Raw genomic sequence first — 21,044 nt, 5'->3', positions numbered from 1 at the left:
TCAGAGGGACCCCATGAGCGATATCGAAGCACGTGTCAAGAAAATCATTGCCGAACAACTTGGCGTTGAAGAGTCACAAGTCACCAACGAAAAAGCCTTCGTGGCCGATCTGGGTGCCGACTCCTTGGACACGGTGGAACTGGTGATGGCACTCGAAGACGAGTTCGGCATCGAAATTCCTGACGAAGATGCAGAAAAAATCACCACGGTGCAAGCTGCAATCGATTACGCCCAAAGCAAGAAGGCCTGATCGACGATGACCCGGCGCCGCGTTGTTGTCACGGGTTTGGGATGCGTCAGCCCCGTGGGCAACACGGTCGCTGATGCATGGACCAACCTGCTTGCCGGTCAATCCGGTATCGGTCCCATCACCCGTTTTGACGCTTCGGCCATGTCTTGCCGAATCGTGGGTGAAGTCAAAAATTTCGACCTCGAGTCCTACATCAGCGCCAAAGAGGCGCGGACCATGGACCGGTTCATTCATTACGGCATTGCTGCAGCTGCCCAAGCGATCCAAGACGCCGGCTTGCCCACTGGCGATGCCTTGGGTGAAGAACAAGCTTGCCGCACGGGTGTGGTGATCGGTTCCGGCATCGGTGGTCTGCCGCTGATCGAAGAAACGCACATCGAATACACCGCACGTGGTGCACGACGCATCTCCCCGTTTTTTGTGCCCGCCTCGATCATCAACATGATCTCGGGTCACGTGTCGATGCGCCATGGCTACAAAGGCCCGAATCTGGCCGTGGTCACGGCTTGCACCACCGGTCTGCACAGCATCGGCGAAGCCGGCCGTTTGATCGAGTACGGCGATGCCGACGTGATGATCGCGGGGGGCTCCGAAGGCACCGTCTCGCCATTGGGTGTGGGCGGCTTTGCTGCGATGCGGGCTTTATCAACCCGCAACGACGACCCTGCAGCTGCTTCTCGTCCCTGGGACAAGGACCGCGACGGTTTTGTGTTGGGCGAAGGCGCTGGTGTGATGGTGCTCGAAGAGTACGAACATGCCAAAGCCCGAGGCGCGAAAATTTACGCCGAGCTGGGGGGGTACGGCATGAGCGCCGACGCTGGCCACATGACCGCGCCCAGCATGGACGGCCCACGCCGCGCCATGCTCAATGCCATGCGCAATGCGGGTGTCCGTGCCGACCAGATCGACTACTTGAACGCTCACGGCACCTCGACGCCGTTGGGTGATATCAACGAAACCCATGCCATCAAGGCGGCTTTGGGCGACCACGCTTACAAAACCGTTGTCAGCTCGACAAAGTCCATGACCGGACATTTGTTAGGGGGCGCTGGCGGTATTGAGAGCGTGTTCACTGTGCTGGCGCTGTACCACCAAAAAGTGCCGCCGACGATCAACCTGCTCAACCCCGATCCTGAGTGCGATTTGGACTACTGTGCCAACACGGCGCGCGACCTGAAAATCGATGTGGCCCTGAAAAACAACTTTGGTTTCGGGGGCACCAACGGCTCTCTGGTGTTCAAACGCGTCTGATCTGAGACAAGACCATGCACAACGCCCCACCAGTGGCTTTCCCGGTGGGGCGTTTTGTTTGGGGTCGATGGGTGTTGATGTTGGCCCTCGGCCTGTCAGCTGCGGGATTGATCGCTTGGCAAATCCAAAGCCAAGTGACCCCATTGCAGGTGACATTGGCATGGGGCGTCTGGCTGTTGTGTGGTGTGGCTGCTGCGTTTTGGGTCCCTAGACAAGGCATTTCAGGGGGCAGCTTGTTCTGGACCGGTGATGCATGGGTGTGGCAAGCCGAGCATGCTGTGTCAGGGTCATCTCAGGCCGTCCAATTGACGGTGGCGTGGGATACAGGCGCGGGTCTTTTGTTGTGGGTCAAGAAGGTGGACGATCAGGGCAGGGCGAAGGGACCCTTGACCAGTGCGTGGCTGCAAGCGGATGCGATGCCCTCAAAGTGGCATGGATTTAGATGCGCTGTATATTCGCGCCCAAAGACCAATGCGCTCAAAAATGACTTGGGGTTTGACCGCCACTGACCCACCTTGAATCGCTCGTTTTATGCCCCAAGTGATGTTGAATTGAATCCGCTTTTTAAAGACGACAAGGAGGCTTTCGTGATCAAAAGAAATTGGACCCAAGCTGCAGCAGCAGCCGTGTTGAGCAGTGCCTTGGTATCGGCTCTGGCCCTGATCCCCGCGGGCCCGGCTTGGGCGCAATCATCCAGTGCTTTGGTCAGAGGTTTGCCAGACTTCACGGAATTGGTTGAGCGGGTTGGCCCGTCGGTGGTGAATATCCGCACCCTTGAAAAAGCGCGAACCACAGCGCCCGCCCCGGGAGGGGCCGATGAGGAGATGCAAGAGTTGTTTCGGCGATTTTTTGGTGTGCCGATGCCCAATGCGCCAAGGCAGGCTCCAAGACCCAACCGTCCCTCACCCTCACCAGAGGCCCAACCTCGAGGCGTGGGTTCAGGTTTCATCTTGAGCGCTGACGGCTTCATCATGACCAACGCCCATGTGGTGGACGGCGCAGAGGAGGTCTTGGTCACCTTGCCTGACAAGCGTGAATTCAAGGCGCGCATTGTGGGCGCGGATAAAAGAACGGATGTGGCGGTCGTGAAAATCGAGGCTTCGGGCTTGCCGGCTGTGAAAGTGGGGGACGTCAGTCGCCTGCGCGTGGGTGAATGGGTCATGGCCATCGGTTCGCCTTTTGGCTTGGATAACACCGTCACCGCCGGCATCGTGAGTGCCAAACAACGTGATACGGGTGATTTTTTACCCTTCATTCAAACCGATGTGGCCATCAACCCTGGCAATTCGGGTGGACCATTGATCAACATGCGCGGTGAGGTGGTGGGCATCAACAGCCAGATCTATTCGCGTTCAGGCGGATTCATGGGCATTTCTTTCGCCATTCCCATGGACGAAGCCACCCGTGTGAGTGACCAGTTGCGCAAGAGCGGGCGTGTCACGCGTGGCCGAATCGGGGTTCAAATCGCGCCAGTGACCAAGGATGTGGCCGAATCTATTGGTCTGGGCAAGGCGCAAGGTGTCTTGGTCCGGGGCGTCGAGGAGGGCTCTCCCGCAGAAAAAGCGGGCCTGGAAGCTGGCGACATCATCCTGCGTTTTGACGGCAAAGCCATTGAGAAAACTGCAGATTTGCCTCGCGCTGTGGGCAATACACCACCCGGTAACCGCGTCACACTCACCGTTTTCAGGCGTGGCAGCAACCGCGACCTGTCTGTGACGGTGGCCGAGGTGGAACCCGAAAAAACCGCGGCTGTGGTGCCCGAGAAAAAGACGCCACCTGCGACGGTTGCGCATTTGGGCCTCACTTTGAGTGATTTGTCCGACGAACAGCGCAAAGAAGCCCGCGTTCGGGCGGGTGTCCGTGTCGATGCGGCGGTGGATGCCGCAGCCCGTGCGGGCATTCGAGAGGGCGATCTGATCTTGGCCGTTGCCAATGCCGAGGTGGCTTCGGTGCAGTCTTTGGAGACCTTGGTCGCCCGTATGGACAAGACCAAACCCGTCAGTGTGTTGATTCGCAGAGGCAATGCGGCTGACTTTGTCACCATTCGTCCTGCACCTTGAGGCCAACCCATGCCCCCACAAAACCTGACATCACGATGGGTTTTAGGCTTGTGGGGTCTTTCAGGTTTTTTTTAATTTTTTAACCTAATCATCATAATTTTAAATGTTCGTGCCTGCTAACATTTTTCGCCAGTCATGACGAATTTGGCTAAAATCACCCGTCTTGAACGACGATTCATGGCACTCAAAGCAGGTCTGGATTCACCATGCGATATTTCACACAGGTGTCCACCGATGATCCACAGACAGCCCACAAGTTGTTCACTTTGAAGCTCATCAAGTTGTGGATAAGTTGTGTGTAAATTCTGTGTTGCAAGTCTGCAACGTCCTGCTGAGCCCAGAGTTGGGGGTGTGCGAGTGGGCCAATTTGCCTACAATGAGGACCCAACTATCGCAGTTGCCATTGATTGTTGGTTCAGGGCGCGTCACCACCAGACGCGCCCTTTTTTCTTTTCCGGATCATTGATCCACTCCTACTTGCAGAACTTCGTTGATGAATCACATCAGAAACTTTTCGATCATTGCCCACATTGACCATGGCAAATCCACGCTGGCAGACCGGCTGATCCAACGCTGTGGCGGTCTGGAAGCACGCGAAATGGAAGCGCAAGTGCTTGACTCGATGGACATTGAGAAAGAGCGCGGCATCACGATCAAAGCGCAAACAGCCGCGCTGCAATACAAGGCCAAAGACGGACAGGTGTACAACCTCAATTTGATTGATACCCCCGGCCATGTGGACTTCTCCTATGAGGTGTCGCGTTCCTTGTCGGCCTGTGAAGGCGCTTTGCTGGTGGTCGATGCCAGCCAAGGCGTGGAAGCCCAAACCGTGGCCAACTGCTACACCGCGCTCGACCTGGGTGTGGAGGTGGTGCCCGTGCTCAACAAGATGGACTTGCCCAATGCCGACCCGGACAACGCCAGAGCCGAAGTGGAGGATGTGATCGGCATCGATGCCACCGATGCGATTCCCTGCTCGGCCAAAACCGGCATGGGCATTGAGGAAATCCTCGAAGCCGTGGTGGCCCGAATTCCACCGCCCAAGGGCAATCCCGATGCGCCACTGCGCGCCATGATCATCGACAGCTGGTTCGACAGCTATGTGGGTGTGGTCATGTTGGTGCGCGTGGTGGATGGACAGTTGCTTAAAAACGAGCGCATCAAAATGATGGCCAGCAATGCCGTCTACGAAGCGGGCAGCCTGGGCGTCTTCACACCCGCCAACGAGCCGCGTCAGTCTTTACGGGCAGGCGAGGTGGGTTACATCATCGCGGGCATCAAGGAGTTGCAGGCGGCCAAGGTGGGCGACACCGTGACCCTGGAAAAGAAGCTGCCCAACAATTTAGGGCCGGCCGCTGAGGCGCTGCCTGGCTTTAAGGAAATCCAGCCGCAGGTGTTTGCCGGTTTGTACCCGACCGAAGCCAACCAATACGACGGTTTGCGAGACGCTCTTGAAAAGCTCAAGCTCAACGATGCGTCTTTGCATTACGAGCCCGAAGTCTCGCAAGCGCTGGGTTTTGGTTTCAGGTGCGGTTTCTTGGGCTTGTTGCACATGGAAATCGTGCAAGAGCGCTTGGAGCGCGAGTTTGACCAAGACCTGATCACCACTGCACCCAGCGTGGTCTACCAAGTGGTCCAACCCGGTGGCGAAGTCCTCATGGTGGAAAACCCCTCCAAGATGCCCGACCAAGGCAAGTTGCAAGAAATTCGAGAACCCATCGTCACCGTTCACTTGTACATGCCGCAGGACTATGTCGGCCCCGTGATGACGCTGGCCAACCAAAAACGTGGCGTCCAGATGAACATGGCTTACCACGGCCGTCAGGTCATGCTGACCTACGAAATGCCTTTGGGCGAAATCGTGCTGGACTTCTTTGACAAGCTCAAATCGGTCAGCCGGGGTTATGCCTCCATGGACTACGAGTTCAAAGAGTTCCGCGCCTCGGATGTGGTGAAGGTCGACATCTTGCTCAACGGCGAAAAAGTCGATGCCTTGTCCATCATCGTGCACCGTTCCCAGTCTCAGTACCGGGGCAGGGCGGTGGTGGCCAAAATGCGCGAGATCATCAGCCGTCAGATGTTCGACGTGGCCATCCAGGCGGCCATTGGCGCCAACATCATTGCCCGAGAGAGCATCAAGGCCTTGCGCAAAAACGTTTTGGCCAAGTGCTACGGTGGTGACATCTCGCGTAAACGCAAACTGCTGGAAAAACAAAAAGCCGGTAAAAAGCGCATGAAACAAATTGGCTCGGTTGAGGTGCCACAAGAGGCATTCTTGGCCATTTTGCAGGTGGAAGATTGATGCAGTTCATCACGTCTATGGTCTTGGCCGCTTTTGTCGGCTATGCCGGTTCTTGGTACCTGGGGTTTTTGGAGGGTAACTTTGCCCTTCTATTGCTTTTGGCCACGGTGGTCACGGGCATTTATTGGCTGGCAGAGCGATTTGTCTTCTTGCCCCAGCGCCTGAAAGCCGTGGCGCATTTGGAGGCTGAAACGGCCCAGCGCCGTGCTGAGCTGGCCAAAATGGGCATCGACAAAGTGGACACGGACATCCGCGAGTCCCGCGAGAAGCTGCTCATGCAGCCCTGGTGGCTGGACTGGACAGCAGGCCTGTTTCCGGTGATTTTGGTGGTGTTTGTATTGCGCTCATTTTTGTTTGAGCCCTTCAAAATCCCCTCGGGCTCCATGATCCCCACACTGCACATTGGCGACCTGATTCTGGTCAACAAATTCCATTACGGCATTCGCTTGCCGGTGGCCAACAGCAAGCTGACCGAGGGCACCCCTGTGCAGCGCGGTGATGTGATGGTGTTCCGTTACCCGCCCAAGCCCAGTGTCGACTACATCAAGCGCGTGATCGCACTTCCGGGCGATGAGGTCGCCTACATCAACAAAACGCTCAGCATCAACGGCAAACCTGTTCCGACCGAAGTCTTGCCCGATTTCTTTGACGAATCCACCATGCGCTATCACAAGCACCGCCGTGAAACCTTGGATGCCAAGCCGTATCAGACCTTGCAAGACGATGACCGTCCGGCCTTTGTGCCCGGGGCTGACCAGTTTCCAGGGCGCGAAAACTGCAACTACACGGTCGAAGGCGTGACTTGCAAAGTGCCCGCAGGCCATTACTTCATGATGGGTGACAACCGCGACAACTCCTTGGATTCCCGTTACTTCGGCTTTGTGCCGGACGCCAACATCGTGGGCAAAGCCTTTTTTGTCTGGATGAATTTTGGCAACCTCAAGCGCATCGGCGCTTTCAATTGAGGTGAGTGTGAACACCTCCACCCCTGTCACCTTGTCTTTGTCGGAGTTGCAAACACGCCTGGGGTACGCATTCCGCCAGACCAGCTTGTTGCAACAAGCGGTCACTCACCGCAGCTTCAGCGCCGACCACAACGAGCGCCTGGAGTTCTTGGGTGACTCGGTGCTGAACCTCTCGGTCGCGCACCTGTTGTACACCCAATTGGCCAATTTGCCCGAGGGCGATTTGTCGCGGGTGCGGGCCAATTTGGTCAAGCAGGACACCTTGCACCAACTGGCCAAAACGCTGGATTTGCCTGCTGTGATGCGCTTGGGTGAAGGCGAGATGCGCTCTGGCGGTCAAGGTCGTCCCTCTATCCTCGCTGACGCGGTCGAAGCCGTCATCGGTGCGGTCTACCTCGACGGTGGTTATGCAGCAGCACAGGCCTTGGTCGAGCGCCTGTTTGCCAAAGTGGACATCAAGCCCGATATGCAGGCCGTGGGCAAAGACCCCAAGACGGAATTGCAAGAGTGGTTGCAGGGGCGCAAGCTCGCGCTGCCCAAATACACCGTGGTTGGTACATCTGGCGCGGCGCACCGCCAGCAGTTCGAGGTCTCTTGCGAAGTGACCGAATTGCGCCAAACCCAACAGGGCTCGGGCGCGTCGCGTCGCGCGGCCGAACAAGCAGCGGCCGCCGCCATGCTGCACCACCTGAAATCCGAAAGCGCCGCATGAGCACCGATAAAAAACCCGCCGAATCCGAACGCATGCCCCAAGAGCAAGCCATGCGCCGCCCCGTGCAAATCGCGGGTGTGACCATTCAGCCACGCTCCTCCTCTGAAGACGCTTCTTTGCCCCCGATGCCTGCTGCACCGGCCCCCTTGCCGGTCGCAGGCCAACACTGCGGCCTGGTCGCCATTGTGGGCAAGCCCAACGTGGGCAAGTCCACTTTGCTCAATGCCTTGGTGGGTCAAAAGATCAGCATCACCTCACGCAAAGCCCAAACCACGCGCCATCGCATCACCGGCATCCGCACCGAAGGCGCCTCTCAATATGTGTTTGTGGATACACCCGGTTTTCAAACCATCCACGGCACTGCACTCAACAAGTCGCTGAATAAAACAGTGGTGGGCGCCGTGACCGACGTGGACTTGGTCTTGTTTGTGGTGGAGGCAGGCAGCTTCACCACGGCCGATGCCAAAGTGCTGGCCTTGCTCAAGCCCGGCATTCCGGTCTTGTTGGTCGCCAACAAACTCGACAACGTCCACCGCCGAGGCGACATCGCGCCTTGGCTGCGCGAGATGCAAGAGCGCCATGCTTTCACCGAGTTTTTCCCCATGTCGGCCAAACAGCCCAAAGACATTGAGCGTTTGCTCGATGTGTGCGAAAAATACCTGCCCGAGCAGCCTTGGTGGCATGCCGAGGACGAACTCACCGACCGCAGCGAAAAATTCTTGGCCAGTGAAATGGTGCGCGAAAAACTCTTTCGCCTGACGGGCGACGAGCTGCCTTACACCTCCACGGTGGTGATCGACAAGTTCGAAGAAGAAGCCGGTCGTACCGCCAAGCGCATGCTCCGCATTGCCGCCACCATCGTGGTCGAGCGCGAAGGGCACAAGGCCATGGTGATCGGTGACAAGGGCGAAAAGCTCAAGCGCATCGGCACCGAAACCCGCGTCGAGCTGGAAAAGCTGCTCGACGCCAAGGTCTTCATCGAGCTGTGGGTCAAAGTGCGTTCGGGCTGGGCCGACGACGAAGCCCGAGTGCGCAGCTTCGGCTACGAGTAAGTCTCGGCGTTCATGGCCACCAAGCGGATTGCAGACGAGCCAGCCTATGTGCTGCACCGCTACGACTGGAGCGAAACCAGCCTGATTCTGGAAGTGTTCACGCGCCACCATGGCCGGGTGGCTTTGGTGGCCAAAGGGGCCAAGCGGCCCTCATCCAGTTTTCGCCCGGTGTTGCTGCCCTTGCAGCCTTTGTCGCTGGCCTTTGGGGGCGATGGCGACATCCGCACCCTCAAGTCGGCCGAATGGGTGGGCGGGCACGTCATGCCCACGGGTGAGGCGCTGTTGTCGGGCTACTACCTCAATGAGTTGCTGATGCGCCTGACGGCACGCGACGACCCGCACCCAGCTTTGTTCGAGGTGTATGCCGCTGCCGTGCGCCTGCTGGCCAGTGGCGACCCTGAAGCCTTGCAATGGGCATTGCGCGGCTTTGAGCTGCTGCTGCTCAGAGAAATGGGTCTCTTGCCGGCCCTGAACCTGCAAACGCTGACACTCAAGCCTTTGTCCCCCCTGGACTGTTATGCGCTGGTGCCAGAGGCGGGGCTGCAGTGGGTCAACGATGACCCGCGCCACGCCTTGCGCGGCGAGCAGTGGCTGGCGCTGCATGCGGCGCTCGCGTCCCCCAGCCCTTTTGCCGCGTTGCTGCGCGAGTGCGCCGACCTGCTGGTCCAGCTGCAACGCCCCTTGCGCCTGTTGCTCAACTACCATTGCGGTGTGGGCGCATTGCGCACCCGCCAAATGATGCTGGACTTGCAAACTTTATGAACACCTCCATGCCCACATCTTCCCAACGCGTGGCCCTGTCGGTCAACGTCAACAAAGTCGCCTTGTTGCGCAACTCGCGTCACCTGGGCATTCCCAGCGTCACGCGCGCTGCTGAGCTGTGCCTCCAAGCGGGTGCCAGCGGCATCACCATTCATCCCCGTCCGGACGAGCGCCACATCCGCGCCAGCGACGTGCCCGAGCTGACCGCCTTGATGAAAGCCTGGGCCGAGCGCGAGTTCAACATCGAAGGCAACCCCTTCCACAACCTGATGGACCATGTGCGTGCCGTTCGGCCGCACCAGGTGACCTTTGTGCCCGACAGCGAAGGCCAGTTCACCAGCGACCATGGCTGGGCCTTCCCGCAGGACGCCGAACGCCTCAAACCCCTGATCGACGAATGCAAGGCCCTGGGCGTGCGAGTAAGCCTTTTCATGGACCCCATCCCTGAGCAAATGGCCGCCGCCCGCGCCGTGGGCGCCGACCGGGTGGAGCTGTACACCGAGCCCTATGCCGCCGCCTTTGGCACGCCAGAGCAAGGCCTGCAGCTGCAGCGCTACGCCGATGCCGCAGTGGCCGCCACCCAGGCGGGCCTGGGCCTGAATGCCGGCCACGACCTCAACCGCGACAACCTGCCCGCCTTTGTGGCGGCCGTCAAAGGCCTGCAAGAAGTCTCGATTGGCCACGCTTTCATGGCCGACGCGCTGGAAATGGGCTACAGCGCCACTGTGCAGGCTTACCTCGCTTGCTTGAAAACATGATCTACGGCATCGGCACCGACATTTGCGACATCCGCCGCATCCGGGCCAGCCTGGACAAGCATGGCGAACGTTTTGCCGCCAAGGTGCTGTCAGACGCCGAGTTGACAACCTGGAAGGCCCGCAGTGCCCGTTGGCCCGAGCGGGGTGTGCGCTATCTGGCCACGCGCTTTTCTGCCAAAGAGGCCTTCAGCAAAGCGATTGGTCTGGGCATGCGCATGCCCATGACTTGGCGCTTGTGCGAGATCGGCAAACTCCCCAGCGGCCAGCCGGTCATCGTGCTGCACGGCGGCCTGAAAGACTGGTTTGAGGCCAAAAATCTCAGCGCCCACATCACCGTGACCGACGAGTCCGAGTACGCGGCCAGCTTTTGCGTGGTCGAGACCTTGGCGCCGGTGGCGCTATCGTCAGGCGCCTCACCCACTTGAATTTCTTTTGTTCACCCTGAACTGCTGACACACGCATGCGCATCCACGCCCCCTTGATCATCGACATCGCTGGTACCACATTGACCAAGGTGGACCGCCGCCGCTTGGCCCATCCGCTGGTGGGCGGCATGATTTTGTTTGGCCGCAACTGGCAAAGCCGTGCGCAGCTGACCGACTTGTGCGCCGAGATCAAAAGCATCCGACAAGACCTCTTGATCGCGGTGGACCATGAAGGTGGCCGAGTGCAGCGCTTTCGCACCGATGGCTTCACCCACTTGCCGCCGATGCAAGCCTTGGGTGAGCTCTGGGGCAAGGATGACAAAGCTCAGCCCGGCTCGGGTGTGCTCAAAGCCTGCGAAGCGGCCACCTCGGTGGGCTTTGTGCTGGCCAGCGAGTTGCGTGCCTGCGGCGTCGACTTCAGCTTCACGCCGGTGCTTGATCTTGATCATGGCGAGAGTGGCGTGATCGGCGACCGCGCTTTTGCCCGCGACCCGCGTGAGGTCAGCCTGCTGGCCCGCAGCCTGATGCAAGGCCTGCTGCAGGCGGGCATGGGCAACTGTGGCAAGCATTTCCCGGGCCACGGCGCGGTCAAGGCCGACTCGCATGTGGCGCTGCCGGTCGATCAGCGCAGTCTCAAAGCCATCCTGGCCGACGATGCGCAGCCTTACCGCTGGCTCACCAGTGTGCTCACGGCCGTGATGCCTGCCCATGTGATCTACAGCAAGGTGGACAGCCGCCCAGCTGGTTTTTCTTCACGTTGGTTACAAGATATTTTGCGGGGTCAGTTGGGCTTTCAAGGTGTGATTTGCACCGACGACTTGTCGATGGCCGCCGCACGCCAGATGGATGGGCGCACGCTCAGCTATGCCGAAGCGGTGATCACCGCTTTGCAGGCGGGGTGTGATTTGGCCTTGCTGTGCAACCGTTCGGCGGTGAACGGCGGTGCTGAGTTGGACGAGGTGCTGGCTGCACTGACCGAGGCTGCCGTCAAGGGGAACTGGATGCCCAGCGACATCAGCGAAGAGCGGCGCCTGAACCTGTTGCCCACATCGCCCGCTCGCCCCTGGGACGAGCTGGTGCGCTCGGCCGACTACATGCAAGCGCTCGATCGCCTGCCTTGACCTGAACAGGACACTGTCATGAACTGGATTGCGCGCATTGTCATGGGTTTGTTGGGGCTCTTGTTTCTGGGCATCTTGTTGTTTGGCTTGGCTTGTTACGTGGTTTATGCCACCCTGCGCTGGCTCTTGACGGGCCGCAAGCCTCAGGTGGTGATGGTTTGGCAGCAATTCAGCGCCATGCGCCAAAATTTCAGACAAGGTGGCTTTCGTGCCGCATCCAGGCCAGATTTTGAGCAACACATGGGCAAAGGGACCCCGTTTTCGCGCAAGGACCAAGTCGTGGATGTGGAGGCCCGCGAGGTGGTCGAAGACGCGCCGCGCTTGCCGTCCGACCGACGCCCCTGAATGCATTGGGTGAACAAAAAACCCGGCCTAGGCCGGGTTTTTTCATGGGGTGCTAGAGATTATTCTTGCACGTGGCGCAGGGCAGGGAACAGGATCACGTCGCGGATGCTGGCGCTGTCGGTCAGCAGCATCATCAGACGGTCGATGCCAATGCCGCAGCCGCCTGCGGGGGGCATGCCGTATTCGAGGGCACGCACAAAGTCGTGGTCGTAGTACATGGCTTCGTCATCGCCGTCGTCTTTGGCGGCCACTTGCGCCTGAAAGCGTGCGGCTTGGTCTTCGGCATCGTTGAGTTCTGAAAATCCGTTGCCGAACTCGCGGCCGGTGATGTAGAGCTCAAAGCGCTCGGTCACTTCGGGTCGGCTGTCGTTGGCGCGGGCCAGCGGGCTGATCTCGGTCGGGTGTTCCATGATGAAAGTGGGCTCCCAGAGCTTGTCTTCCACGGTTTCTTCGAAGTAGAACACCTGCAAGCTGGCCAAGCTGCGGGTGGACAGCTTGTTTTTTTCTTCGTTCATGCCCAGCTTTTTGAGGGCCTTGATCAACCATTCCGTGTTGTCTACATTCTCACCAGCCTCCGTGTGTTTCAGGATGGCTTCGCGAATGGTCATGCGGGCAAAAGGCTTGTTCAGATCGACGGGCTTGCCGTTGTACGTCAAGTCCAGCGTGCCTGCCGCGGTCATGGCTGCGTCGCGGATCAGGCTTTCCGTGAAACCCATCAGGTCCTGGTAATTCCAGTAGGCCGCATAGAACTCCATCATGGTGAACTCGGGGTTGTGGCGCACCGAGATGCCTTCGTTGCGGAAGTTGCGGTTGATCTCGAACACCCGCTCAAAGCCACCCACCAGCAAGCGCTTGAGGTAGAGCTCGGGCGCTATCCGTAAGAACATCTCTTGGTCCAGCGCGTTGTGGTGCGTCACAAAGGGCTTGGCGTTGGCACCCCCGGGGATGGGGTGCAGCATGGGTGTTTCGACTTCCAAAAAGCCGTGCTGGACCATGAACTCACGGATACCGCTGACGGCCTTGCTGCGGACCGCAAAACGCTTGCGGGCGCTTTCGTCGGTCATCAGGTCCACATAGCGCTGACGGTACTTGACCTCTTGGTCGGCAATGCCATGGAACTTGTCGGGCATGGGGCGCAGGCTCTTGGTGAGCATGCGGATGCGGGTCGCGTGGATGGACAGCTCGCCCGTGCGGGTTTTGAACAGGTGGCCTTCCACGCCCACGATGTCCCCCAAATCCCAATGCTTGAACAGCGCGTACAGGTCTTCACCCACATCGTCGCGGGTCACATAGACCTGGATGCGGCCCGTGGCGTCTTGCAAGGTCGCAAAGCTGGCCTTGCCCATCACGCGCTTGAGCATCATCCGGCCCGCCACTTTGGCGCTGGTCTTGGCCACGCCTTCGCCGTTCAGGGATTCTGCGTCTTTGGTGCCATGCGCCTCATGCAAGTTGGCGGCATGGTGCTCGGGCTTGAAGTCGTTGGGAAAAGCCACGCCTTTGCCGTCGGCCTGCGCTTGGCGCATGGCCTTGAGTTTTTCGCGGCGCTCGGCGATCAGCTGGTTTTCATCTTGTGGGGCGGGTGCGGCTGCGTCGGTGGCGTTCTTGTCGGACATGGCGGGTAGGGGTTGGGATCAGGGGCCTGGGCGTGCCTGAACCTGGTTGGCGGGAAAAGCTTGGATCAGCACAATTGCGCCAAAGCGCAAAACCCACTATTTTAAGAGTTAGCGAGGGCTTGGGCTTGGCGCTGCCTTAAGGCCTGGACGCAGGCGGCGGTGATGGCTGAGATGGCGGCGCTGAGGGCGATACCATGTCGCCGATCAACTCCAAGCGCATCAAGGGTTCTTGCAGTGCAAACAGGCGGTACTTCATTTGCAAAGGCAAGGGCAGCAATTCGCCCCAGCGGTTGGACAACCAGCTGCAGTCTTGCAGACGCCAAGCCTCTGGCCAGTGGGGCACCTCGCTGGGCTGGGCGCTCAACTGGGTCAGGGCCTCGTGCATTTGCACCGACAGGTGTTGCAGGTCTTCAGGTACTTGAACGGCAGGCTCGGGCGACAGGGCTTGTACTTGGCCGGTCCACAAGCCGTCGCTGCGTTGCTGCGTGTTTTGAATGCTGATTTTTTCGATGCCTCGGCACCAGACCCTGACCAGCCCAGCTTGGGGCCTTTCCAAGCGCTCGATGCGGACCCGCGTGCCCAGGGCTTCAAATTGCGCTGTGGGCCCCCCAGGGCGGTGCACTTCACGGCCTTGGGTGAGGGTGACCACGGCAAAGTCAGTGCCATGCCGTTCACAGTCACCGATCATTTGCAGGTAACGCAATTCAAACAATTGCAGGGGCAACAAAGCGCCGGGAAACAGCACCGTCCCCAATGGAAAAAGGGGCAGATCGATCGGGGTCATGGGCTTGGGGGGAGGGCTTGGAGGCATCTGGGTATCATCGCACGAGCAGGAGAAAAATCGATGTGGTTTCAAATGGTCAGTCTGGTTTTAGACGTGGTGGCAGGCTTGTTGGCAGGCACGTGCCTGCTGCGTTTACTCATGCAGCGCCAACGCATTTCATTTCACCAGCCCGTGGGCCGATTCGTGTTTGCATTGAGCGATTGGCTGGTCCTGCCTTTGCGCAAAGTGATGCCGTCTTGGTCGGCATGGGACTTGTCCAGCCTGGCAGGGGCTTGGCTGATCAAGTTGGCTCAGGTGTCCTTGTTGTGGCTGGTGTCTGGAGGCCATGCACCCTGGTGGTTATTGCCGTGGTTCAGTGTCTTGAGTTTGCTTCAGTTGGTGGTCTCGGCACTGAGCGCTTTGGTCTTGATCTACGCGGTCATGTCGTGGATCAGCCCTCACTCCCCCTTGAATGACTTGGTATCGAGGCTGGTTGAGCCGATTTTGCGTCCATTCCGGCGCTTGGTACCGCTCATCGGTGGCATTGATTTATCGCCCTTGGTGCTGCTGCTGGCGCTGCAAATGGTGGGCATTGTTTTGATGGGCCTGCAAATGGGTGGCTTGCGCTGAAGGGCTGAATTGGCGGTGAGCGCTGCGCCACGCAAAAGGCCCTCTGAGGAGGGCCTTTGCATGTGGAAATGGGTGTTTGATCAACTGACGGCATCGGCTGGCTGGCGCTGAAGCATGGCCAACGTGTTGGCGATGGTCATGCGCAGCTCACGGCGGTCGCAGATGAAGTCCACCGCGCCCTTGCTTTGCAAAAACTCCGCACGCTGGAAGCCTTCGGGCAAGGTCACGCGCACGGTGCTTTCGATCACGCGGGGGCCAGCAAAACCGATCAGGGCTTTGGGCTCGGCAATGACCACGTCGCCCAAAAAGGCAAAACCGGCTGACACGCCGCCCATGGTCGGGTCGGTCAGCACGCTGACGTAGGGCAGCCCTTTTTTGGCCAAACGGGTCAAGGCGGCATTGGTCTTGGCCATTTGCATGAGTGACAGCAGGCCTTCTTGCATGCGTGCACCACCCGTGGCGGTAAAGCAAACAAAAGGCACTTTTTGAGCGATGGCGGTTTCGACGCCGCGCACAAAGCGCTCACCGACCACCGAGCCCATGGAGCCTCCCATGAAGTCGAACTCAAAGCAGGCCACCACCAAATTGATGCTGTGCACCGAGCCGCCCATGACCACCAGAGCATCGGTTTCGCCCGTATTGTCCATGGCCTCTTTCAGCCGTTCGGGGTATTTGCGGCTGTCCTTGAACTTGAGTGGGTCCACCGGGACGACTTCTTGGCCAATTTCGTATCGGCCTTCGCCATCCAGAAAACCGTTCAAGCGTGCACGGGCGCCAATGCGCAGGTGGTGAGAGCAACCTGGGCAAACATTTTGGTTTTCTTCCAGGTCGGTTTTGTAGAGCACCGTCTCGCAACTGGGGCACTTGACCCACAAGCCTTCCGGCACGGTGCGGCGGTCGGCCGGGTCGGTGTGCTGGATTTTGGGGGGAAGCAGTTTTTCGAGCCAACTCATGAGGGTTCTCCTTCAGCGGCAAATTATCGTTGAAACGGGCTCGGGCCTTTGGGTTTAAGCGTCCAGCGCTTGCCGAATCCCCGAGAGGAATTCACCCGCCACGGCGTTGATCCGGTCTGCCGGGGCCGCGTCGATCAGCTGGATCAGGCGCGAGCCAATCACCACCGCGTCGGCCACTTTGCCGATGGCTTGCGCCGTGGCAGCGTCGCGGATACCAAAGCCCACGCCGACTGGCACGCTCACGTGCTGGCGGATGCGTGGCAGCATGGCCTCGACCGCGTCGGTGTCGAGCGTGCCCGAACCGGTCACGCCCTTGAGCGAGACGTAGTACACGTAGCCGCTGGCGACCTTGGCCACTTGCTGCATGCGTTCGTCGGTGCTGGTGGGGGCCAGCAAAAAGATCAGATCCATGCTGTGAGCGCGCAACTTGGCCGCAAATTCTACGCATTCTTCGGGTGGGTAGTCCACGATCAGCGCACCGTCCACCCCGGCAGCCGAGGCGTCGCGGATGAAGCTGTCAGCACCGTGTTTTTGGTCGTAGCGCTCGACGGGGTTGGCGTAACCCATCAGCACCACCGGGGTGGTGCTGTTGGTTTGGCGAAACTCGCGCACCATGGCCAGCACCTGGACGGTGCCAATGCCCAGCGCCAGGGCTTTGTCGCCCGCTTTTTGGATGACCGGACCGTCGGCCGAGGGGTCAGAAAACGGCACCCCCAGCTCGATGATGTCGGCCCCGGCCTCGGCCATGGCGTGCATCAAGGGCACTGTGGTGGTTTTTTGGGGAAAGCCTGCCGTGACATACGGGATCAGGGCTTTGCGGCCTTGGGTTTTCAGGGCAGAGAGGGTGGCGTCGATGCGGCTCATGTGGGGCTCTTATTTCACGAAGTTCACAGGCTGCTCGCCGCCTTTGACCGATTGGCCTTGGCAGCTGGGGCGGCAGTAGAAATCGGCGTTCGACAAGTCGGCCACGGTGCCGATGTCTTTGTCGCCACGGCCCGAGAGGTTGACCAAGACCGATTGGTCGGAGCGCATGGTTTTGGCCAGTTTCATGGCGTAGGCCACAGCGTGACTCGATTCCAGCGCAGGGATGATGCCTTCGGTGCGGCACAGGTAGTGGAAGGCTTCGAGCGCTTCCTTGTCGGTGATGCCCACGTACTCGGCGCGGCCGATGTCCTTCAAGAAGGCGTGTTCGGGGCCCACGCCGGGGTAGTCCAAGCCCGCGCTCACGCTGTGGGTTTCGGTGATCTGGCCGTTGTCATCTTGCAAGATGTAAGTGCGGTTGCCGTGCAGCACGCCGGGTGTGCCCAGTTGCAGCGAAGCCGAGTGCTTGCCGGTTTCCAGGCCTTCGCCAGCGGCTTCCACGCCAATCAGGCGTGTTTTGTCGTGTGGGATGTAGGGGTAGAAGATGCCCATGGCGTTGCTGCCGCCGCCCACACAGGCCAGCACCGCATCGGGCTGTTCGCCCTGGCAGCCAGCCTCGACCAGCATTTGTGGCATTTGTTTCAAGCACTCTTCGCCGATCACGCTCTGGAAGTCGCGCACCATCATGGGGTAGGGGTGGGGGCCGGCCACGGTGCCGATGATGTAAAAAGTGTTGTCCACGTTGGCCACCCAGTCGCGCATGGCTTCGTTCAGGGCGTCCTTGAGGGTCTTGCTGCCCGACTCGACGGGCACCACGGTGGCGCCCAAGAGCTTCATGCGGTAGACATTGGGGCTTTGGCGTTTGACGTCTTCGGCGCCCATGTAGACCACGCATTCCAGGCCGTAACGGGCGCAGATGGTGGCGGTGGCCACACCGTGCTGGCCTGCGCCGGTCTCGGCAATGATGCGCGGCTTGCCCATGCGCTTGGCGAGCATGGCCTGACCGATGGTGTTGTTGATCTTGTGCGCACCGGTGTGGTTCAGGTCTTCGCGCTTCAAGAAGATTTGCGCGCCGCCCATTTCACGGCTCATGCGGGCCGCATGGTAAACGGGCGAGGGGCGGCCCACAAAGTGCGCCAGTTCAGACTTGAATTCGGCGATGAAGGCCGGGTCGTGCTGGTATTGGGCGTAGGCGGCTTTGAGCTCGTTGATGGCGTGCGTCAGGGTTTCACTGACGAAGCTGCCGCCATACACGCCGAAATGGCCTTTGACATCGGGTTGTTGGTAATCGAACATGGTGTGGTGCTCAGTTGGGGCGGAACTGCTGGGGGTTTGCAAGCCAGAGGGGGCTGCAAGCGGTACCTCAGCGAGCCGAAAAGGATCAGGTGTGGAGGGTGCTGTCTGCGGTGCGCACCGCTTGGACAAACTGCCGCATTTTGTCGGCATCTTTCAGGCCCTTGCCTGCTTCGATGCCCGAGCTCACGTCAACGGCCAGAGACAGGCCATGCGTGCGCAAGGTCCGCATGCCATCGCCCACGTTTGCAGGTGTGAGTCCACCAGACAAAACGAGGTGAGCATTGACGTTTGGTGGCAGGAGTGACCAATTGAATGTTTGTCCGCCGCCGCCGTACCCGTCGACATGGGCGTCGAGCAAGAGGGCTTGGGCTGCTGAATGAATGAGTGCAAATTCTAGCAAGTTGAAGTTTTGCACCTCGGACAAGGGGATTCGGGCCGCTTTGAGGTGCGGGCGGCCGGTGAGCCGCGTCATGGCCTCGCAAAATTCAGGCGACTCGTCGCCATGAAACTGCAGCAAAGCCCCCGGTACGGCCGAGCAGGCGGCCTCGATGCGTTCGGGCGTGTCGTTGACGAACAGCAGCACGGGCGTCACAAAGGTGGGCAGCCAACGGGCCAGATCGGCCGCACGTTCGATGCTCACGCTGCGCGGGCTGGGTGGGTACAGCACAAAACCGATGGCGTCGGCCCCTGCGGCGCAGGCGGTCAACACGTCAGATTCGCGGGTGAAGCCGCACATTTTGATGCGGGTGCGTTGCTGCAGAGGCGTGTTTGAGGGCGTGTTGGCGAGGCTCATGGCAACCAATCAAAAGCAGGGGTGGTGTCGGGCAAACCCCACTCGGGGCTGTAGATCGGGCCCGCAAAGTACAGGCCGTCGGGCGAAAAAGTAGGGGCAGCAGCATCTCGGCTTTGGGCTTGCAGCACCTCGCGCATCCAGTCGGGGTGCTGGTTGCCTTGGCCAATCGTCACCAGACAGCCCATGATGTTGCGGATCATGTGGTGCAAAAAGGCGTTGCCTTCAAACTCAAAGCGCCAATAGGCGCCGTGCCTTGAAATCCGGATATGCCTCAGCGTCTTGACAGGTGACTGGGCTTGGCAGCTGCTGGCCCTGAAAGATGAAAAATCGTGTTCGCCCAGCAAATGCTGGCTGGCTTCTCGCATGCTTGCCTCGGCCAAGGGGCGGTACACCCAGCCAACACGGCCGCTTTCTAGGCTGGGCCGCACAGCCGAGTCGAGCAGCACATAGATGTAGCGTCTGCCGGTGGCGCTGGCTCGGCAATGAAAACTTTCTGGCACGACATGCGCCCATTGCACGGCGATGTCAGAGGGCAAGTAGCGGTTGGTGCCGCGCACCCAAGAATGGGTGTCGCGGTCCAACTCTGTGTCAAAGTGCACCACTTGCATCAGGCCATGGACACCCGCATCGGTGCGGCCAGCGCACAAGGTGCTCACGCGGGGCACATCGGCAAATTGGGACAAGGCTTTTTCCAGCTTGTCCTGAACCGTCAGACCCGTGGATTGACTTTGCCAACCTTGGTAAGCCGTGCCCGCGTAACAAATGCCCAATGCCAGTCTCACAAGCGAAACCCCTTGGTCTGGACAGGGTGGGGTGGTTGCATCAAGATGGTCAGGCAGATGGGCACTGGCGGCTGTGTATCAAGCGTCAAGCAAGATCCTCAGCATGCGGCGCAGCGGTTCGGCTGCACCCCACAGCAATTGGTCACCGATGGTGAATGCGCCCACGTACTCGGGGCCCATGGCCAGCTTGCGCACTCGGCCCACGGGGATGGTCATGGTGCCGGTCACGGCCACGGGGGTCAGGTCACGTATGGTGGCCTCCCGGGTGTTGGGCACCAGTTTGACCCACTCGTTGTCCGCGGCGATCATGGCTTCGAGGTCGGCCACAGGCACGTCTTTCTTGAGCTTGAAAGTCAGGGCCTGGCTGTGGCAACGCATGGCGCCCACACGCACGCAGAAACCGTCGACCGGAATGGCCGCAGAGCCAAAGCCCTCGCCCATGCCCAAAATCTTGTTGGTTTCAGCCATGCCTTTCCATTCTTCCTTGGACATGCCGTTGCCCAGATCCTTGTCGATCCAAGGGATCAAGGAGCCACCCAGCGGCACGCCAAAGTTGGCGGTCTCGGACGCGGTGAGGGCGCGTTGCTTGGCCACCACCAAGCGGTCAATTTCGAGGATGGCGCTTTTGGGGTCGTCCAGAAGGGCTTTGACTTCGGCGTTCAATGTGCCGTATTGGGTCAGCAGCTCGCGCATGTGTTGCGCACCGCCGCCAGAGGCCGCCTGGTAAGTCTGGGTGCTCATCCACTCGACCAAACCGGCTTTGTACAGGGCGCCCACACCCATCAACATGCACGACACGGTGCAGTTGCCGCCCACCCAGTTCTTGCCACCGTGTGCCAGCGCGTTCTTGATCACGGGCATGTTGACCGGGTCCAGGATGATGACCGCATCTTTGTCCATGCGCAGGGTCGAAGCGGCATCAATCCAGTGGCCGTTCCAGCCCGCAGCCCGCAGCTTGGGGAAGACTTCAGAGGTGTAGTCGCCGCCTTGGGCGGTGATGATGATCTCGCAGCGTTTGAGCTGCTCGATGTCGAAAGCGTCTTGCAGCGTGGTCTCGTTCTTGGCCATCGAGGGGGCTTTGCCGCCTGAGTTCGATGTGGAGAAGAACAAAGGCTCGATCAGGTCAAAGTCTTTTTCCTGAGTCATGCGGTCCATCAACACCGAGCCGACCATGCCGCGCCAGCCAACCAAACCTACTAACTTGCTCATTTCAACGCCCTTTCAGTTTTTAAAACAGTGTCAGACCAGACTGTTTGCCCGGCTCGTCTGGCCGGGGGGCGCGCGACGAACCAGACTGGATCAGCCCTTAATGGTCGTGGTTTTTGTGGAAATAGCACCCACATCTGCAAG

The 21,044-nt window shown here is 59.6% G+C and carries 22 protein-coding genes; 14 read left to right on the top strand and 8 right to left on the bottom strand.

Translation table 11 applies throughout. The annotated features are described in order from the left end of the window. Positions 1 to 13: 13 nt before the first annotated feature. The 13 genes from acpP (at position 14) to B472_RS11325 (ending at position 12,003) form a co-directional block, all read left to right on the top strand. Positions 14 to 250 (top strand): acyl carrier protein, encoded by a 237-nt coding sequence (acpP, locus tag B472_RS11385; protein ID WP_019427049.1) that lies wholly within the window; start codon positions 14 to 16, stop codon positions 248 to 250. A gap of 6 nt (positions 251 to 256) precedes the next feature. Then, on the top strand, positions 257 to 1,501 hold the full coding sequence (gene fabF, locus B472_RS11380) for a beta-ketoacyl-ACP synthase II (protein ID WP_019427048.1): 1,245 nt from the start codon (positions 257 to 259) through the stop codon (positions 1,499 to 1,501). A gap of 14 nt (positions 1,502 to 1,515) precedes the next feature. After that, positions 1,516 to 2,010, top strand: coding sequence for a hypothetical protein (locus B472_RS11375; RefSeq protein ID WP_019427047.1), 495 nt, complete (start codon positions 1,516 to 1,518; stop codon positions 2,008 to 2,010). A 78-nt stretch (positions 2,011 to 2,088) separates the two neighbouring features. Next, positions 2,089 to 3,561 (top strand): DegQ family serine endoprotease, encoded by a 1,473-nt coding sequence (locus B472_RS11370; protein WP_040505954.1) that lies wholly within the window; start codon positions 2,089 to 2,091, stop codon positions 3,559 to 3,561. A 493-nt stretch (positions 3,562 to 4,054) separates the two neighbouring features. Further along, complete coding sequence (gene lepA / locus B472_RS11365; protein ID WP_019427045.1) at positions 4,055 to 5,863, top strand: translation elongation factor 4; 1,809 nt, start codon at positions 4,055 to 4,057, stop codon at positions 5,861 to 5,863. Then, a complete protein-coding gene (lepB, locus tag B472_RS11360; RefSeq protein WP_019427044.1) occupies positions 5,863 to 6,828 on the top strand; it encodes a signal peptidase I in 966 nt (321 codons plus the stop codon). The genes lepA and lepB overlap by 1 nt, the downstream gene beginning before the upstream one ends. Before the next feature lies 1 nt (position 6,829). Then, entirely contained in the window at positions 6,830 to 7,540 is a 711-nt protein-coding gene (gene rnc / locus B472_RS11355; protein WP_019427043.1) for a ribonuclease III, read from the top strand. Positions 7,541 to 7,665: 125 nt separating this feature from the next. Then, positions 7,666 to 8,592: a GTPase Era gene (gene era / locus B472_RS11350; protein WP_026039551.1), complete on the top strand. Its 927-nt coding sequence runs from the start codon at positions 7,666 to 7,668 to the stop codon at positions 8,590 to 8,592. A 12-nt stretch (positions 8,593 to 8,604) separates the two neighbouring features. Further along, the gene (recO, locus tag B472_RS11345) at positions 8,605 to 9,354 is read left to right on the top strand and encodes a DNA repair protein RecO (protein WP_019427041.1); all 750 of its coding nucleotides are present in this window, start codon (positions 8,605 to 8,607) and stop codon (positions 9,352 to 9,354) included. After that, positions 9,351 to 10,112: a pyridoxine 5'-phosphate synthase gene (locus tag B472_RS11340; RefSeq protein WP_019427040.1), complete on the top strand. Its 762-nt coding sequence runs from the start codon at positions 9,351 to 9,353 to the stop codon at positions 10,110 to 10,112. Before recO ends, B472_RS11340 begins: the two co-directional genes overlap by 4 nt. Beyond that, positions 10,109 to 10,537: a holo-ACP synthase gene (gene acpS / locus B472_RS11335; protein WP_019427039.1), complete on the top strand. Its 429-nt coding sequence runs from the start codon at positions 10,109 to 10,111 to the stop codon at positions 10,535 to 10,537. Before B472_RS11340 ends, acpS begins: the two co-directional genes overlap by 4 nt. Positions 10,538 to 10,572: 35 nt before the next feature. Continuing rightward, on the top strand, positions 10,573 to 11,658 hold the full coding sequence (gene nagZ / locus B472_RS11330; protein ID WP_019427038.1) for a beta-N-acetylhexosaminidase: 1,086 nt from the start codon (positions 10,573 to 10,575) through the stop codon (positions 11,656 to 11,658). A gap of 18 nt (positions 11,659 to 11,676) precedes the next feature. Next, positions 11,677 to 12,003 carry a hypothetical protein gene (locus tag B472_RS11325; RefSeq protein ID WP_019427037.1) on the top strand — a complete coding sequence of 109 codons (327 nt, stop codon included), beginning with the start codon at positions 11,677 to 11,679 and terminating at the stop codon, positions 12,001 to 12,003. A 59-nt stretch (positions 12,004 to 12,062) separates the two neighbouring features. On the opposite strand, the gene lysS is transcribed toward B472_RS11325, so the two are convergent. Both lysS and B472_RS11315 read right to left on the bottom strand, forming a co-directional pair. Then, complete coding sequence (gene lysS, locus B472_RS11320) at positions 12,063 to 13,616, bottom strand: lysine--tRNA ligase (protein WP_019427036.1); 1,554 nt, start codon at positions 13,614 to 13,616, stop codon at positions 12,063 to 12,065. Positions 13,617 to 13,752: 136 nt separating this feature from the next. Further along, a complete protein-coding gene (locus B472_RS11315; RefSeq protein ID WP_040505953.1) occupies positions 13,753 to 14,400 on the bottom strand; it encodes an LON peptidase substrate-binding domain-containing protein in 648 nt (215 codons plus the stop codon). A gap of 60 nt (positions 14,401 to 14,460) precedes the next feature. On the opposite strand from B472_RS11315, the gene B472_RS11310 reads away from it, so the two are divergent. Further along, positions 14,461 to 15,009, top strand: coding sequence for a YggT family protein (locus tag B472_RS11310; protein ID WP_019427034.1), 549 nt, complete (start codon positions 14,461 to 14,463; stop codon positions 15,007 to 15,009). A gap of 80 nt (positions 15,010 to 15,089) precedes the next feature. On the opposite strand, the gene accD is transcribed toward B472_RS11310, so the two are convergent. The 6 genes from accD to asd all read right to left on the bottom strand — a co-directional run bounded on the left by accD (position 15,090) and on the right by asd (position 20,903). Beyond that, a complete protein-coding gene (gene accD / locus B472_RS11305) occupies positions 15,090 to 15,962 on the bottom strand; it encodes an acetyl-CoA carboxylase, carboxyltransferase subunit beta (RefSeq protein WP_019427033.1) in 873 nt (290 codons plus the stop codon). Between the two features lie 54 nt (positions 15,963 to 16,016). Further along, complete coding sequence (gene trpA, locus B472_RS11300) at positions 16,017 to 16,826, bottom strand: tryptophan synthase subunit alpha (protein WP_019427032.1); 810 nt, start codon at positions 16,824 to 16,826, stop codon at positions 16,017 to 16,019. 9 nt (positions 16,827 to 16,835) lie between these two features. Next, positions 16,836 to 18,119, bottom strand: a complete 1,284-nt coding sequence (gene trpB / locus B472_RS11295; RefSeq protein ID WP_019427031.1) for a tryptophan synthase subunit beta — start codon at positions 18,117 to 18,119, stop codon at positions 16,836 to 16,838. A gap of 85 nt (positions 18,120 to 18,204) precedes the next feature. Further along, positions 18,205 to 18,912, bottom strand: coding sequence for a phosphoribosylanthranilate isomerase (locus B472_RS11290; RefSeq protein WP_019427030.1), 708 nt, complete (start codon positions 18,910 to 18,912; stop codon positions 18,205 to 18,207). Continuing rightward, entirely contained in the window at positions 18,909 to 19,694 is a 786-nt protein-coding gene (truA, locus tag B472_RS11285) for a tRNA pseudouridine(38-40) synthase TruA (RefSeq protein WP_026039549.1), read from the bottom strand. Before truA ends, B472_RS11290 begins: the two co-directional genes overlap by 4 nt. A gap of 78 nt (positions 19,695 to 19,772) precedes the next feature. Then, positions 19,773 to 20,903 carry an aspartate-semialdehyde dehydrogenase gene (asd, locus tag B472_RS11280; protein ID WP_019427028.1) on the bottom strand — a complete coding sequence of 377 codons (1,131 nt, stop codon included), beginning with the start codon at positions 20,901 to 20,903 and terminating at the stop codon, positions 19,773 to 19,775. Positions 20,904 to 21,044 lie beyond the last annotated feature (141 nt).

This window comes from Limnohabitans sp. Rim28, from assembly GCF_000293865.2.
GTDB lineage: Bacteria > Pseudomonadota > Gammaproteobacteria > Burkholderiales > Burkholderiaceae_C > Limnohabitans_A.
Note: the sequence above shows the minus strand (reverse complement) of the source record. Positions and strands in the feature narration are given on the sequence as shown.